The sequence below is a fragment of the Corynebacterium sp. ES2794-CONJ1 genome, assembly GCF_025660615.1.
Taxonomy (GTDB): domain Bacteria; phylum Actinomycetota; class Actinomycetes; order Mycobacteriales; family Mycobacteriaceae; genus Corynebacterium.
This window is the reverse complement of record NZ_JAOTIM010000001.1, coordinates 33,232-48,542: the sequence shown is the minus strand read 5'-3', so window position 1 is coordinate 48,542 and position 15,311 is coordinate 33,232. Positions and strand designations below refer to the sequence as shown.

Sequence of the window (15,311 nt, the reverse complement as noted above, 5' to 3'; positions counted from 1 at the left end):
GATGCATTAATGCATTCGAAAAAACTCCTACAATGGAAATACTCAGTAGCATCCTCGGACTGGTCGGATTTGTACTTTTAACCGCCAGTACTGGTTTATTCGTTGCCGTGGAATTCGCTCTCACCGGCCTTGAGCGCTCCACCATCGATCATGACCTCGCAGTTCGAGGAGATAAATTATCCCATGCGGTTAAACGAGATTACAGTAATCTCTCTTTCGTCTTGTCTGGAGCACAGCTCGGCATCACAATTACGACGCTGGCGACGGGATACCTCGCAGAACCCATTTTGGCTAAGTTCCTCAATCCTCTCCTGGGATTTCTTGGGGTTCCGATGGATATCTCCCCTATGATTGCGCTCGTCTTGGCTCTTATCATCGCTACATTCTTATCAATGGTCTTTGGCGAACTAGTACCTAAAAACCTCGCGATTACTGATCCCCTAGGAACAGCAAGACTAGTGGTCACCCCGGTTCACATTTTCAACGTGATCTTTAAGGGCTTTATTCGATTCCTCAATACCTCAGCGAATTTCCTTGTGCGCAAGATTGGTATTGAGCCTGCAGACGAATTAGCTACCGCGCGCTCCACACAGGAGCTCACGGCTTTGGTCCGCAACTCAGCGAAGCAAGGTGAATTGGATGAAAATACCGCCTTGGTTCTCGATCGCTCACTTCGCTTCGGTGAAACCACCGCGGAGGAACTTATGACTCCACGCTCAACCATTGAGACTCTGTCCCATGACGAGACGGTTCTCGATCTCATCGCCCTTGCTCATTCCACAGGTCATTCCAGGTTCCCAGTCATTCGAGGCGACCTCGACGAAACCCTCGGAGTGGTGCATTTTCGCGATGCTTTCGCTATTCCCTCCGCCGAACGAGGCACCACAACCTTGAAGGAAATCGCTCGCCCGGTGAAAGCGATTCCGGAGAGCCTTGATGGTGATGCGGTGCTGGCCGAGATTAGGGCTGCCGGATCGCAAATGATCCTGGTCGCCGATGAATATGGTGGCACCGCCGGTATTATCACCGTCGAAGACGTCGTGGAAGAAATCCTCGGCGACTTCTATGACGAACACGATGATCTGGAAGCAGAAAAGGATTTCCAAAAATTTGGAACCTACTGGCAAGTCTCCGGTCTAGTACGTCTCGATGAACTGGCCGAAAATGTTGGATATATCGCCCCCGAAGGGCCGTACGAAACCCTCGGCGGGCTCATCATGGCTGAGATGGGGCGAATCCCCGATGTCAACGACACACTCGTGCTTCCAGAATCTGATAGTCCAGGACTAGCCGAATTTACCTCTGGTTTCACCGACCGCTGGCAGGCCCAAGTTATTGTCATGGAGGATCGCCGCATCGACAAAGTCATCTTAATGCCGATCAGCCCTGAGGATGCACGCCTTAAATCCACTGATAACCAGGAAGAGGTCTCATAGTGGGACTCATTAGTACCATCGCCATGATCAGCGTACTGCTTTTGGCTAATGCCTTCTTCGTGGCCGCCGAGTTCGCTCTTATCTCTTCTCGCCGCGATCGCATTGAGTCGCTGATTATTCAGGGACGCCCTGGAGCACAACGAGTCCTGCACGCAATTGAGACGTTATCGATACAGCTCGCCGCCTGCCAATTTGGTATTACCATAGCCTCTCTAATTTTAGGTAAGGTCGCTGAGCCTGCAGTCGCGCATTTTCTTGAAGAAGTCTTTCATGAGGTTCATATACCCGATCAATTACTCCACCCCATTTCCTTCGCGATTGCACTGGGATTGATTACTTTCCTGCACATTCTCTTCGGCGAAATGGTACCGAAGAATATCGCACTAGCAGGGCCTGAGACCCTGGCTATATGGTTGACTCCCCTACTTTTGGCATTTGCTAAGCTCGCCCGGCCATTCATCGCACTGATGAACTCAGCTGCTCGCCGCACGCTTTTCCTATTTGGCATCGAGCAAAAAGACGAGCTCGCCGCCACAGTAGATAACAATCAGCTGGCATCTATGATTTTAGAGTCACGCTCGGAGGGTCTTCTGAATGAACGCGCGCACGAACGTCTGAGCAAGGCCTTGAACGTGGAAGCCCGTCCACTTGCTGATGTTCTCATTCCTCTCGAAAAGGTTCGCACCCTCAACTACGGAGTACGCGGGCCACAACTAAGTGACTTGGAGCAAGCGGTCGTGGAAACAGGGTTTTCGCGCTTCCCCGTCGTCGATGACCGGGGGGCCTTTAAGGGCTACGTCCACGTTAAGGATATTTTGGATCGGTTCTTGGACGGGAATGATTACGGTGCCGATTCCATCATCCACTCCGCCGAAATCCGACCTCTCACCATAGTTGATGCCTCCGGTGCCATGGATGAGGCTCTGACTGCCATGCACCTTAAATCAGCACATATGGCTCAGGTTCGTGACCGAGGAGTACTCATCGGAATTGTTACCTTAGAAGATATTATCGAGGAGTACGTAGGCACCTTTGCTGATTGGACGCACGGGCAATAAATGGACATCCTAACCTCGTGGAACGATCTCGAGGCGGCGCATGTGCGCCGTGCGCGTCGGTATACGACGCCATACCTCCACAGGCGGAGTCAGGGTATCAAACACCCCGTCTTCGATTTTCTTTTTGAATACTATCCCACCCGAGCAGCGCACCTGGAGCGGTGGCACCCTGGCTGGGGTCGCGGACTTGATGATGCAGGCACCTCACCACAGGCTCAATGGAGGTACTATTCCACTGTCAATGGGATCTCGAGTGTAGATATCGATTCTTACCTGTCGAAACGCAAACAAACGCTTCAGTTCATTCACCGGTTACTCAGCACCACGGTATCCAATCCGGCTCACTTTGATTGCTTTGGTCTGCATGAATGGGCGATGGTTTACCGTACCGATCAACCGCGCCACGATCTACCGCTTCGGCTCGGTTCGAGCGAAACCAACAAAGTGGTTGAGAATCACTCAATCAGATGCACCCACTTCGATGCATATCGTTTCTTCACTCCCCCAGCTCGACCCCTCAACCTCACGGTTTTAGATCGTCACAGTCAAGTCGAATGGGAGCAGGTGGGATGTTTACATGCGACCATGGACTTGTATAAATGGGCAATGAAACTAGGGCCCCTGGTGCCCGGTGAGTTATTCCTTGACACTTTCGAGCTTGCGTGGGACGCGCGTATTCTCGATATGGAGGCTTCGCCCTACGATTGTCGCGCATATGGGCTGGGTGTAGTTCCCATCGAGGAGACCGCCGGTAAGCAGGAGTACGTGGGTCGTCAGCGCGAACTTGCTGAACGGGGAAAAGTTTTACGCGAGCAGCTCATTAATCTTATTGCCTGTGTTCTATAGTTCTATAGTAGAAGTCAAATAGGTAGCAGTTTTGAAGGGAGTGTCCAAAAGAGCATATGGGTCGCCATTCCAACGGTAAAAATAATATGCGGGTCTCCTCATCGCTTGTCACCTCAGCCTTGGCTTTGGGAGTGGTAGGTGCACTTCTAGGCGGATGGATGTGTCTGAGCGATGATCCCGAGCCTGAACCGAGCGCTCGACGTGCCTGCATCCAAGGTGAACTCATTCTCCCAGTGGCTGCCGATAACGAAGCTGAAGTTGCCAACCTTATAGCCTCCTATAACGATTCTTCCCCGGTTGTGCGCGATCACTGCGTTACCGCAACTTATACTCCTGATCTTTCCCAGGCAGGAGCTTTTGTTTCCAAAAACTCAGATGGCAAAGTAACCGCGACCCTCAAGCAAGCTGGGCGAAGTGCGGCTACGCTGGAATGGCCTTCGGCTGCAGCATACAAGGTGGGAGTTGCGGCGAAAAAAGCAATTCAACCAGGTAGTATCCAGGATGTGGATTTCCCGGTAGCTGATAATTCTGTTGCCGCTGCGCTCGTTGCCAGTCATTACCTAGGTACCGACGTTAACAAGATAACGGAACTTCTTGATGCGAATGCCCAAAGATCCATTGCTGAGACATCTGCAGACTCTGATCGAGCTATCGCAATATCGGAAGATGATACACCCCAAGGCTGGGCATTTACCCCCATCGAAGGATTGCGACAGGATCTACGAATAATCGCACTGAATACCACCGAAATGGTTTCTGAAGAGGTCGTTCGTGCTGGGGCTGATTTCGGTGCCAGTTCCCGTATTGCTGCTCGATACTCACCTGGGGTTACTGCAATTACTGCTCAAGAGGCTTTGCATGCCTTTGATACCAGCAATATCCTCACACCGGTAGATGAGGTAGACACTTCTGCAGAACCAAGGGAGGTTGAGGACACTCTCTTCCTATTCGATACCTCGGCTGCTCTGCAACCTCAGGATTTTTCTTTCATCAGCAGAGCTATCGCTTCGGTTGCACCCCGCATCACCGAGCGCGATCATGCTGTGAGTTTGTGGAACTACTCCTCCCCACTCAACCCAGGTGTCACTAAAGGGTGGCGGCGAAATGTTGATTTTGGCACTGGAGACTCTGGGCAAGTGGTGGCTCAACGCGCAATTGGCTTTGGTACTGGAGGCTTTCCTTTAACAAGGGAGGCACTCGAGGCAGCCGGCCAATACGCGAACGACTACAGCGCTCGTATGGGAAGGAAAGTACGCCTAGTGCTTATAACCACCGGTTCAGCCGATATGAAACCACTTGAAAATCTCCAAGGGATTTTTGGATCGAGCGTAACTCTCAGCGTTCTCCACATAGGTAATTCCGCGATTGATCAGGAGTTAATTGGACTGAGTGAATACCATGCTGTTCTACCTGATTCAGCCCAAGCCGAAGAAGAACTGCGCGCAGCAGTAGGTCTCTGATTAAAGCTTCTAAGAGCTCTTCCGGTTTCGTCGAGCAGCAAGCTCATCGATTGCAATGACGGAGTCATCATACGGCTGCTGTATACGCTCGGAGGGGAAGGCTGCTATTGAGCCGGTTAGTTCCTTCATAAGACCCGGAACGCTTATTCCAAAGACACCCTGTCCTCCTTCGAGAAGATCAATCACTTCCTCGTTGCTGCGACACTCATAGACTGTTGTGCCATCGGAGAAAAGGTTTATCTCGGCGATGTCATCGACACCTAGGTCGCGGAGACGATCGACTGCTAAACGAATATTCTGAAGTGAAATTCCTGTGTCCAACAGCCCTTTGACAATCTTGAGCACCAATATATCGCGGAAGGAATAAAGACGCTGGGAGCCGGAACCGCGGGCGGTACGGATGGATGGCTCCACCAGCTTTGTGCGTGCCCAGTAATCAAGCTGCCGATAGGTGATTCCGGCGACCTGACAAGCTGTGGGAACGCGGTAACCCACTTCTTCATCGGGCCCCATATCGAAGAGGGCTTCTTGTACTGGGCGCTTAGACATCGTTCGTACTCCTTTAGCGGTGCTCTGGTGTCTCAGTCTACACACTGGGGTAGACGGACATGATCGAGCACGTGATACCTGCGGTATGTATTACTCAGGTTAGATTAGCGAAGCGACGCACAAGATAACTTGCGACACACCGTAAACTTAAACCTCAACTTGAAGTTTAGACTTAAATCTCATCGTTGTCATCTTCAGTAACATCAGTACCACCAGCATCAGAGATATTAAATTCTGAATCCGGCAAACCCACGCTCAAATCCTCTTCATTAACTCCCATACTGCGCATCAGTTCACTAAAATCTAGATCCGCTTGGGTATTCTCCACCGCAGGAGCCTCGCTCATAGAGGCATCATCAATTTCGATACCTAGCCACTCATCGAGATCGCAAGGAGAAATAAAGATAGCGGTTTGCGCGAGAACATTTTGGCTGACTGAGATAGGAAGCGACGTCAGGCCTGCCAGCATTAACCCGTCAGAGGGGCGACAGTCGAATTCCTCTCCATTTTCGGTCACCAACTGGGCCACAAAGATGCCATCAAAGTAATAAGAGATTCGAAGCTCAGTCAACCTCGTGTCCAGCTGACTAAGAACATCCAGGAGTAAGTCTAGAGCCCGGGGCCGGCGAGGTACCTCCCCGGCTTCTCGAATCAAAAGGTTGACTGCATCAGCTGTGCCGATCCATATGGGTACATAGCGATTCTTTTCGGGCCAGTGCAGCAAAGCGCAACAGTGGTCCTCGTTGAAAAAGGAAGTCTGGACGTACTCGAGGGAATGATACTGGGTCATAGCGCGCTCTGCTCACGCACCGCGTTCTTCAATAAACCGGCATGCAGCGACGCCATTAGCGCCGTCAACTGCGAACTCATTTCTTCAGCACGCTCCTTAGCAGAATCCGATTTCGATTTCGCCACAGGCTCAATGACTTGTGCAAGTAGGGCCGCCTGGCGGGCTGCACCATTAGTCAGGGCTTTCAGGTGTCGCACCTCAAAACCAAATTCAGCTAGACCCGCAGCGGTAGATACAAGCCTAACGTCATCGGCTGTGAAAAATCCCGAAGTATCAGCCTTGATAACGTGAGCCCTGTCGAGCTCGAGAACAAAATCAGGCTTAACCCCTGCCTGCTCAGCGACATCTTCAGCGCTCAGACGAGTTATAATAGGCGCACGGAACTCATCTGGCCCAATCATAGGCTGCGCCTGTCGAACCGAGGAGATGACCGCTAAGTTATGGGCATTGCCGTTGTCCAATTCCTCGCGGATAACCCGAAGCGGCATATAACGATCTCTTTGCAAAGTTAAAATCAGCCGCAGACGATCTAAGTCCGCTTGTACAAACCGGCGGTATCCGGAGGCTGTCCGTTGGGGCGAAATGAGCCCCTCGGACTCTAAGAATCGAATCTTCGATACGGTCACATCGGGAAAGTCGGTAGTCAGTTGCCTCAGCACGACCCCAATGGACATCGTTTTTTGCCTCTTGACAGGTGCAGATTCTGCATGCGGTTGCGGAAGGGCGCTCATATTTCTCTCAGTAGTTTTTTAGCAAGGATTAGCTGGACTTTCGTGAACTCTCATCGAAAGAGTTGGTTCTAGCCAGCAATGAAAACGAGGCGGAATTTACCAATCTGAATTTCGTCACCGCTGCTTAGAACAGCGGAGTTACGAGGCTCCCTGTTGAGGTAAGTGCCGTTGAGAGAGCCTAAATCGACCACCTCAAATACCCCATCGTGGGTGCGAAATTCCGCGTGTCGCCTCGACACGGTGACATCATCAAGAAAAATATCAGATTCCGGGTGTCGTCCGGCGGTGGTTGTTTCCTGATCGAGCAAAAAGCGAGCACCAGCATTAGGCCCTCTCTTTACTATCAGCATCCCGGATCCCTGAGGCGGGACAATATTGGTGGCGCCGGAATGCACAGCTGCCCCGTTCTCCGCTTCTTTTAGTAAATCGGCGCGAAAAACCGAGGTCGTCTCAGCCTGGGCATCGGGCGAAATCTGGCGCTCACTCATCGTTGATCCTCCGTGGTATCTCTAGGATAAATCGGACCCCAGCCTCGTCGATACGATGCGCGGGGCCAAAGTTTCAAGTAATACTTCATATGATAGCGGCTTTTTAATAGAGAGCAGCCCTTGATGAGAAAGTCTAGCTAGCAAGCTTGATTTTATCGTATTTTCGTATCTTCTCCAGCTATTTGAAAATACTTCCGATTCCCTTAAGAACCGAATTCCCTGAGCCAGCTAGCGGATTATCGCTGACCATATACGTCCAGGTTGCTGATGGTCGTGCCAATCCCATGTCCTCGAGATGTACCCCCTCACTATCAAAGACCACCTCGGTGAATGTCTCTACCGCGCGGTCGACCGCTCGTTGTGCAAGCTGCTTAAATTCTCGGACAGCGATCCGGTGAAACTCATCAATCGGAGTTTCCCTGGCTATAGCTCGCAGATGAATCGACTCGCGCACATCATTCATAAGAGCAAGGTGGTCACTCCATCCAGCATCAAGGTGGTAGAGCATGATCTCTCGAGCACCTTGCTCCGCGATGTCAGCAGAGACCGCTGACAAAATTTCAGCTGCCCGCTGCGGCTCGCGCTGAGAAAGTTCTTGCCAGGCTAGTGGGGTATCTAAGATTGTCGCGCGTCGCTCGTCGATAATAACGCGCTGATCGGCAAGGAGCTTATTGTACTTCCATGTTTGCGAGTGAATCTCCAGCAGTTGCCCCTCGGTCACCCTTTGGCAGTGATTGATCCAATCATGAATGCGTTGGGCTCCTATTTCCCCACTGGAATCGGGTTGAGCTGTGACTTCTTCTCCAGCTCCCCCGACAGCCACCATATCGTCTTCGAAGGAAACAAAAAATTGACTCAACCCAGGGTCCCCTTGACGGCCAGCTCTTCCCCTGAGCTGGTTGTCGAGGCGGGAGCTGCGGTGCCGTGAGGTTCCCAATACTGCTAGACCCCCTACTGCCACCACCTGGTCGCGATCAGTTTCATGGGCACCCCCTAGTTTAATATCGGTGCCGCGTCCAGCCATCTGCGTCGATACCGTTACTCGCCCCAGATCTCCAGCCTCAGCGATAATACGAGCTTCTTCTGCATCATTTTTCGCGTTAAGGACATTAACGTCTATATCGTAGCTTCGCAGCTCTGCCGCCAGACTCTCGGACTCGGCTACGTCTTGGGTGCCTACTAGAACGGGTCGTCCAGTACGGTGTATATCTATAATTTCTCTGATGATCGCCCGATTTTTTTCCCCCATCGTGGCGAAAATGCGGTCCGCCGAATCGAACCTCTGTACTGGCTTATTGCGCTCGATGATAGATACTTTCAACCCATAAAAACTACGTAGCTGATCGGTGGCCTCCACAGCTGTACCGGTCATTCCACACACCAGCGGATATCTGCCCATGAGAGCTTGCAGCGTGATGGTATCGAGTATCCGACCCCCTTCGGTTACGGCAAGCCCTTCTTTAGCTTCAACAGCAGCTTGTACCCCATCTGGCCAGCGTTGGAGATCAGCGATGCGCCCCTTAGAGGCATCGATCAAAGCGACTTTGCCATCTTTGACTATATAGTGCACGTCACGGATCAATAAGGCCTGAGCGTGTAGCGCAAGATTAACTTGAACGAGGGTACTGCCAACGTGCTCGTCATCGTAGAGAGAGTCGATCCCTAAGGCGTGCTCGATAACTTCAGCGCCCTTATCGTTGAGAAAAACGTTACGGCGCTCATCATCGACGCTGTAGTGCTTATCTTCCTCGAGCCGCTTTACGAGATCAGTAATGCGACCTCCCGGCGCCTGCCCAGGTTCATTCCCAGCGAGAACGAGAGGAACAAGAGCTTCATCAACAAGCACAGAATCGGCTTCGTCAACGAGGGCGACGTCTGCCTGGCGGTAAATTGCATCTGCACGCGAGGTAATCAACTGATCGCGTAAAACATCGAAGCCAATTTCATTCACAGGCCCGTAAACAATATCCGCTTGATACGCCTGTCTACGCTCACGGGCGTCCATATCCTCGGTAATGGCGCTTACTGTTAGGCCAAAGAACTCGACGAGAGGCCCCATCCACGCAGCGTCTCGACTCGCTAGATAATCGTTAACGGTAATGCAATGGACTGTCTTAGACATCAAAGCAAAGCCAGTGCTTGCCATCGCCCCCACCAGTGTCTTCCCCTCACCCGTTGCCATCTGGATAACGTCGCCTTCGAGGAGCCTCAGGACTGCCTGAGACTGCACCGCAAAAGGAGTCAGGTCTAAGGTGCGCTCGCTCGCAATTGCTAAAATCGCGAGAAGTTCTGCGGGCTGACTGATGGTGCCGTTCGCACAAAGCGACCTCGCGCGCGCCGCTAATTCGGCGTCACTCAAGGCGGTCAAGCTGTCCATCTGGGCGGAGGCTTGTTTGACTATAGACTTACTACGCTTTTGGTTACGCCCTTTCGTTCCCCCGAGAGCATTCCAAAACCAATCAAAGCCCGCCACCTGAGGTACCCTCCTGTATCATCCGACCGTTATTATTGATTCCATAGTACGCTGGCTACCCACCTATCGCCGATACACCGCGATAAGACTCACGATCAGACTCACCGAAAGGCTCACACAGTTGTCGACGCTGCTGCCGCTACAATACTGCCCTTGCCAATCCGGGTTAGGTTTCGACGACTGTTGTGGGCCACTCATTGCCCGACATCGCAAGGCCCCGACCGCGGTTGCGTTGATGCGATCAAGGTATACCGCATTCTGCGTTGGCGATGCCGACTACCTTATCTATTCGTGGGATCCATTAACTGCCCCACCCCTCGTTGATATCGATCCCTCTATCTCGTGGACGGGTCTTGAGGTTCTATCCACTACGCACGGTGGGCTTATGGACTCAAACGGATTAGTTCACTTTAAGGCTCACTATACGATCGCAGCGGCAGGTCATGCCCCGCGCCACGAGACTCTCGAAGAGCTTTCGGTATTTAGGCGGTTCCAGGGACGGTGGGTTTATAGCAGCGCCCTGAAATAATTTAGTAAGCACAGTCAAACTTGCAGATCATCGCGATATTTTAACTTATTCCCCTCGTCCTGTATGATGAAATCGTTGCTTCAACGTGAGCAACGGCGGACTGTGGCGCAGTTTGGTAGCGCACTTGACTGGGGGTTAAGGGGTCGCAGGTTCAAATCCTGTCAGTCCGACAATTGATCAAGGCTCTCCTTATGGAGAGCCTTTTTTCTTACTGAACTTGGTTAGGTTCTAGTTTGCTAAGAAGCGACCTCGACCATGGTGGTCCCAGCCTGCACGGCATGAGTGCCTGCGAAGAGCGTTTTTCGAAGTTCAGAGCGGCTGTCGGGGGCCAACAACTAAGGCCCAACCGTTCTATTCTCATACCCGTACCACCCACCCTTGCCTATAGGAAAGTCCGGAGAAGTCAATGAGAACTTGTGTAGAGCAGCTACTCCGCTTAGCGCTCCTCGGTGATTCATCAGTCCTGGGTCGCAGTCAACTGGCACTACAATTGACATATCCCCAGAGTGTGCTTGGACTTAGCCCGCGGTCGACTATTTTAACGGGTCTAGTTCCCGGGCGACTGCTGCGAAGCACTACTCTTCCCAGTCAAGTGATCGCTCCACAGCCCTGTTCCACTGTCGATAGAGTTTTTTCGCTGTCTCTTCGGTCATCTTGGGTTTGAAGGTCCTCTCCACGGAGCTGTGTCTATGCAAATCCTTGAGGTCATCAAAAATGCCAACGCCCAATCCAGCTGCAAAAGCCGCTCCGAGAGCGGTTGTCTCGACGAATTGAGGACGGTGCACCTCCATGCCCGAAATATCTGCCTGGAATTGCATCAGCAGATCATTGTGAACCATTCCCCCGTCCACTTTGAGCGTATCGAGAGCCTGGTTGCTATCTGCTCGCATCGCCTCAATGAGATCTCGCGTTTGATAAGCTGTCGCTTCGATCACTGCGCGAGAGAGGTGGTGTTTATTGGCAAATCGCGTCAAACCAACAATGATGCCGCGGGCCTCACTCTCCCACCGAGGTGCAAACAGGCCAGAGAATGCCGGGACTATATAAACTCCGCCGTTGTCAGACACTTTCAGAGCACTATCTTCCAGTTCCCCCGCTGAGTTGATTGTGCCGAGATTGTCTCGTAACCACTGTACGAGGGCGCCGCCCATAGCCACCGATCCTTCAAGTGCGTAGTGAGGTTTCTGGCGCTCGATCTGGTAACTCACCGTGGTGATGAGTCCGTGCGAACTTAAAAGAGGTTTTTTGCCAGTATTCATCAGTAAAAATAGACCTGTACCGTAAGTGCTCTTGATATCGCCTTTATGAAAACCAGCCTGACCGAATAGAGCAGCTTGCTGGTCGCCTAGAATTCCAGTGATAGGGGTTCCACCGAGTGTCCCGCGTTGTCTCACGTGTCCGAATGTAGACACGCTGGGACGAATCTCAGGCAGCATCTGCATCGGTATATTCAAAGCCTGGCACAGTTCTTCATCCCATTCGAGGGTTTGAATATTCATAAGCAGGGTGCGCGAAGCATTGGTGACATCTGTGGCATGGCGCGCGGGCTGGCCGTTGTCGCCTTGTGCACCGCCACTGAGGTTCCATAGCAACCACGAATCGATTGTCCCAAAAAGTAGCTCTCCGCGCTCGGCGAGATCTCTGGCACCTTCAATATTATCTAGTAGCCATTTGAGCTTGGGTCCCGATGAATAGGAGTTGACAAACAGTCCGGTTCTTTCATGAATCCACGATTCATCGTGGATTTGAAGGAGTGTCTGGCACAGTGACCTGGTGCGGGTATCCTGCCAGACAATCGCATTGCTAATGGGCTGGCCGGTCACCTTATTCCACACCACTGTGGTTTCACGCTGGTTAGTTATCCCCACCGCTGCTATTGATTCGCGGGCGATATTTGCCTCTGCTAGCGCCTGTGCTACACACCGCCGGGTATTATCCCAAATCTCTAGTGCATTGTGTTCCACCCAACCCGGTTGCGGGAAGATCTGCTCATGTTCGAACTGACCGCTGCCCACCAGCTCCGCGCGCTCGTCAAAGATGAGGCATCGCGTCGACGTCGTTCCCTGGTCAATTGCAGCAATATAATGCTTATTTCGATCTGCCATCGAATTCCTCTCCGATCTATGCGGTTGTGGTGTAGAAACCATCAGATTTAGCTCGTGATATAAGTCTAAATTAAAAGTTGCAGTGACGCCTCCCATAATATTCAGCAGACTTAACTTCTGCGCGCCTTGAGCACTTTAAGATAGAGAAGCCTCAGTTTCCCACCAAAGGATCGTTCCATGATTAACTCTTCAAAGAATCGTGCCATCGGCCTGGCCATTCTCGCAGCAGCACTTTATGCTTTATCGGCTCCAGCGGCAAAGGTCCTTCTCCTACAGGTCGATCCCACTATGCTGGCGGGACTTCTGTATTTGGGTGCTGGCGTGGGCATGGGCGTGATCACAACTGTTGGTTTGAGCCGAAAATTGGCTCAGGCTGAACCATTCGACAGGACAGATGTGCCCTTCGTTGTGGCAATGGTGGTCCTGGATATCGCCGCACCCATTTTATTGGTTTGGGGATTATCTCTCACCACCCCGGCGACCACTTCTTTATTGAACAATTTTGAGATTGTGGCCACTTCTCTCATCGCTTGGGTTATCTTCAAGGAGGTGCTGAGTCGCAAACTCACTATCGCCATCGTTCTTCTCACTTTGGCGAGCATATTGCTCACCGTTGAAGCCACTGATTTCCGCCTCAACTGGGGCGCAGTACTCGTACTCGGTGCTTGTACTTGTTGGGGCCTGGAGAATAACTGCACCGCACGGCTGTCCTCAAAGAATCCAGCTCATATCGTGACCATCAAGGGGATTTTCTCAGGCCTGGGTAGTCTCATCATCGCCCTCGCAATCGGCGAAGGGGCACCCCCTTGGTTGTGGGTGGTATTAGCTATGCTGCTCGGTTTTATTTCCTATGGGCTCAGTATCACGACGTATATCTTGGCCCAAAAGCATTTAGGCGCGGCTAAAACCAGCGCCTATTATGCAATTGCCCCTTTTCTCGGAGTAGCTTTTTCTTTCGTCATTTTCGGTGAGAAACCGGCCTGGAACTTCTATGCGGCGCTGGGCATCATGGTCATAGCCACATGGTTGCTCATTCGCGATTCCATCGGTTTGCAACACTCGCACCAGCACGGTCACGAGCACACTCATAGTCACCGTCACGCTAACGGATTACTGCACTCTCACGCCCATGTGCACCATCACGATCACCGCCATATTCATCCCCGGGAGGAGGCTGATATAGCCATGGAATCTCACACCATAAGCCATACCCACACGTGGTTAGATCGACCTCACTCCCACGAGGACCATCACTAAGCGTTCAATTCCTCTGCTTTCTTAAGAATATTGCGGAGCATCAGCGGGAATATGAGTGAGTGGAAAGGAATGAGCGACCACCAGTACAGCCGACCCGGGAGTCCTGTTGGTTGGAATATGGCCCGTTGCGTATAGCGAGAGCCTGTATCGGTTTCTTCTACTTCGAGAATTAGCCACCCCCGACCATCCAATTTCATTTCAGCGGCCAGCACTAATCGATGCGGGGCATCGATTTCTGCCACGCGCCACCAATCGACACGATCGCCAGGCTTCAGATGCCAGGGATCACGACGACTCCGCAGACCAGGGCCACCGATCAACCGGTCGACGAGACCGCGAATTCGCCACAGCACCGGAGTGGAATACCACCCGTGCGAACCACCAATCCCCTCGACGACCTCCCAAATCTTCTCGGGGGGCAAATCGGAGTGTCCATGGCGGGTATCCTCATAGACTGTGGAGCCAGACCACTGTGGATCAGTAGGTAGGCTGTCAGCGGCGTCTCCTGCAGAGCTCCAACTATTATCCCAGGATGTTGGCACACCGCGCTCCTCCTCTGCTTTGAGCGCCAACTGAACCGCGTGGGAATAATCAATGAGCCCCTCGGGTGGATCGGGAATAATCTGCTCGATATCATGCTCTTCAGTGATCGCATCTTCAGCCATTGATTGCGCCAGTGGGATTGCAAGACTTGCTGGTACAGGGGTTACCAACCCGATCCAGCCACCTGAGAGCAGATCCATGGGGAGCTGCAACGGAACTGGGAAAATATAACGTTTGAGTCCGCGTTGTTTACCGTAGAGTTTAAGCAAATCCATGAATTTGTAGACCTTGCCGCAGCCGATATCATATCCGCGGTTAACGGGCTCGTCTAGGTCTGCCGCCTGCACTAGGTAGTAGAGGGTATCCCGGATCGAGAGGGGCTCAATACGGTTGACGATCCAACTTGGCGCTACCATAATCGGGAGGCGTTCGGTGAGATGGCGGATCATCTCAAAGGAAGCCGACCCAGATCCGATCAAGGTAGCGGCACGATAAACCAGTGTGGGGATGTCGCTCTCAAGGAAAATTTGTGCCACACGTTCGCGCGAACGCATATGCTTTGACAGTTCATCCAGTTTCTTGTGCGATGGGTGCAGGCCCGAGAGATAGACAATCTGCTTGACATCGGCTGCCTCAGCCGCTCGGGCGAACGAGGTAGCGGTCCGTTGTTCAACTACTTCGAAATCCTCGTCCCTACCGCCCATCGAATGCACGAGGTACATCGCTACATCAACGCCCTCCAGTATGCGTTCGGCATCACCCTCGTGAGCGAGATCAGCTTCGACAAGCTCGACATCATCGCTCCAATCGAAGCGTTGCATGCTTGAAATGCGTCGTGAGGATGCTCGAACCCTGAAACCGGCCGCCAGAAGTTCCGTGATCAAGCGACCGCCAACATATCCAGTAGCACCCGTAACGAGCACCAGTCGATCGGGGTTAGAAGCCTTCATATCTAGTGTAGGAGAATTATCTGAACTCATTATTTCAGTCTAGTAGTTAAAAGCTCTCGGGTGACCCAAAAACAAAAAGATGCCTCCCGTGCGGTT

At 52.2% G+C, this 15,311-nt stretch carries 13 protein-coding genes and 1 tRNA gene; 7 read left to right on the top strand and 7 right to left on the bottom strand.

Annotated elements, in window-relative coordinates:
- The first annotated feature begins 32 nt into the window (after positions 1–32).
- Genes N7326_RS00235 through N7326_RS00220 form a run of 4 tightly spaced genes read left to right on the top strand, consistent with a single transcriptional unit; the run spans position 33 to position 4,800 of the window.
- Positions 33–1,436, top strand: a complete 1,404-nt coding sequence (locus tag N7326_RS00235) for a hemolysin family protein (RefSeq protein WP_259157814.1) — start codon at positions 33–35, stop codon at positions 1,434–1,436.
- Entirely contained in the window at positions 1,436–2,494 is a 1,059-nt protein-coding gene (locus N7326_RS00230; RefSeq protein WP_259076997.1) for a hemolysin family protein, read from the top strand. The genes N7326_RS00235 and N7326_RS00230 overlap by 1 nt, the downstream gene beginning before the upstream one ends.
- Positions 2,495–3,340, top strand: coding sequence for a hypothetical protein (locus N7326_RS00225; protein WP_259157816.1), 846 nt, complete (start codon positions 2,495–2,497; stop codon positions 3,338–3,340).
- A 56-nt stretch (positions 3,341–3,396) separates the two neighbouring features.
- On the top strand, positions 3,397–4,800 hold the full coding sequence (locus N7326_RS00220) for a vWA domain-containing protein (RefSeq protein ID WP_259289206.1): 1,404 nt from the start codon (positions 3,397–3,399) through the stop codon (positions 4,798–4,800).
- A gap of 9 nt (positions 4,801–4,809) precedes the next feature.
- Here N7326_RS00220 and N7326_RS00215 read toward each other — a convergent pair whose 3' ends face one another.
- The 5 genes from N7326_RS00215 to secA2 all read right to left on the bottom strand — a co-directional run bounded on the left by N7326_RS00215 (position 4,810) and on the right by secA2 (position 9,831).
- Positions 4,810–5,349: a MerR family transcriptional regulator gene (locus tag N7326_RS00215; RefSeq protein ID WP_259289205.1), complete on the bottom strand. Its 540-nt coding sequence runs from the start codon at positions 5,347–5,349 to the stop codon at positions 4,810–4,812.
- 172 nt (positions 5,350–5,521) lie between these two features.
- The gene (locus tag N7326_RS00210; protein WP_259289204.1) at positions 5,522–6,139 is read right to left on the bottom strand and encodes a bifunctional nuclease family protein; all 618 of its coding nucleotides are present in this window, start codon (positions 6,137–6,139) and stop codon (positions 5,522–5,524) included.
- Positions 6,136–6,870, bottom strand: coding sequence for a transcriptional regulator FtsR (ftsR, locus tag N7326_RS00205; RefSeq protein ID WP_259077008.1), 735 nt, complete (start codon positions 6,868–6,870; stop codon positions 6,136–6,138). Before ftsR ends, N7326_RS00210 begins: the two co-directional genes overlap by 4 nt.
- A gap of 68 nt (positions 6,871–6,938) precedes the next feature.
- Positions 6,939–7,358: an oxoglutarate dehydrogenase inhibitor Odhl gene (odhI, locus tag N7326_RS00200; RefSeq protein WP_259077010.1), complete on the bottom strand. Its 420-nt coding sequence runs from the start codon at positions 7,356–7,358 to the stop codon at positions 6,939–6,941.
- A 178-nt stretch (positions 7,359–7,536) separates the two neighbouring features.
- Positions 7,537–9,831, bottom strand: coding sequence for an accessory Sec system translocase SecA2 (gene secA2 / locus N7326_RS00195; protein WP_259289203.1), 2,295 nt, complete (start codon positions 9,829–9,831; stop codon positions 7,537–7,539).
- 121 nt (positions 9,832–9,952) lie between these two features.
- Between secA2 and N7326_RS00190 the strand changes: the two genes are divergently transcribed.
- Together N7326_RS00190 and N7326_RS00185 are read left to right on the top strand one after the other, a co-directional pair.
- On the top strand, positions 9,953–10,360 hold the full coding sequence (locus tag N7326_RS00190; protein ID WP_310593314.1) for a YchJ family protein: 408 nt from the start codon (positions 9,953–9,955) through the stop codon (positions 10,358–10,360).
- 96 nt (positions 10,361–10,456) lie between these two features.
- Positions 10,457–10,530, top strand: a tRNA-Pro gene (locus N7326_RS00185).
- A gap of 405 nt (positions 10,531–10,935) precedes the next feature.
- Here the strand turns inward: N7326_RS00185 and glpK are convergent.
- On the bottom strand, positions 10,936–12,465 hold the full coding sequence (glpK, locus tag N7326_RS00180; RefSeq protein ID WP_263087992.1) for a glycerol kinase GlpK: 1,530 nt from the start codon (positions 12,463–12,465) through the stop codon (positions 10,936–10,938).
- Between the two features lie 177 nt (positions 12,466–12,642).
- Here glpK and N7326_RS00175 point away from each other — a divergent pair, with 177 nt between their 5' ends.
- The gene (locus tag N7326_RS00175; protein ID WP_259289202.1) at positions 12,643–13,722 is read left to right on the top strand and encodes a DMT family transporter; all 1,080 of its coding nucleotides are present in this window, start codon (positions 12,643–12,645) and stop codon (positions 13,720–13,722) included.
- Here N7326_RS00175 and N7326_RS00170 read toward each other — a convergent pair.
- Positions 13,719–15,245 carry an SDR family oxidoreductase gene (locus N7326_RS00170; protein ID WP_259077018.1) on the bottom strand — a complete coding sequence of 509 codons (1,527 nt, stop codon included), beginning with the start codon at positions 15,243–15,245 and terminating at the stop codon, positions 13,719–13,721. The two genes, N7326_RS00175 and N7326_RS00170, sit on opposite strands and share 4 nt — an antisense overlap.
- Between the last annotated feature and the right edge of the window lie 66 nt (positions 15,246–15,311).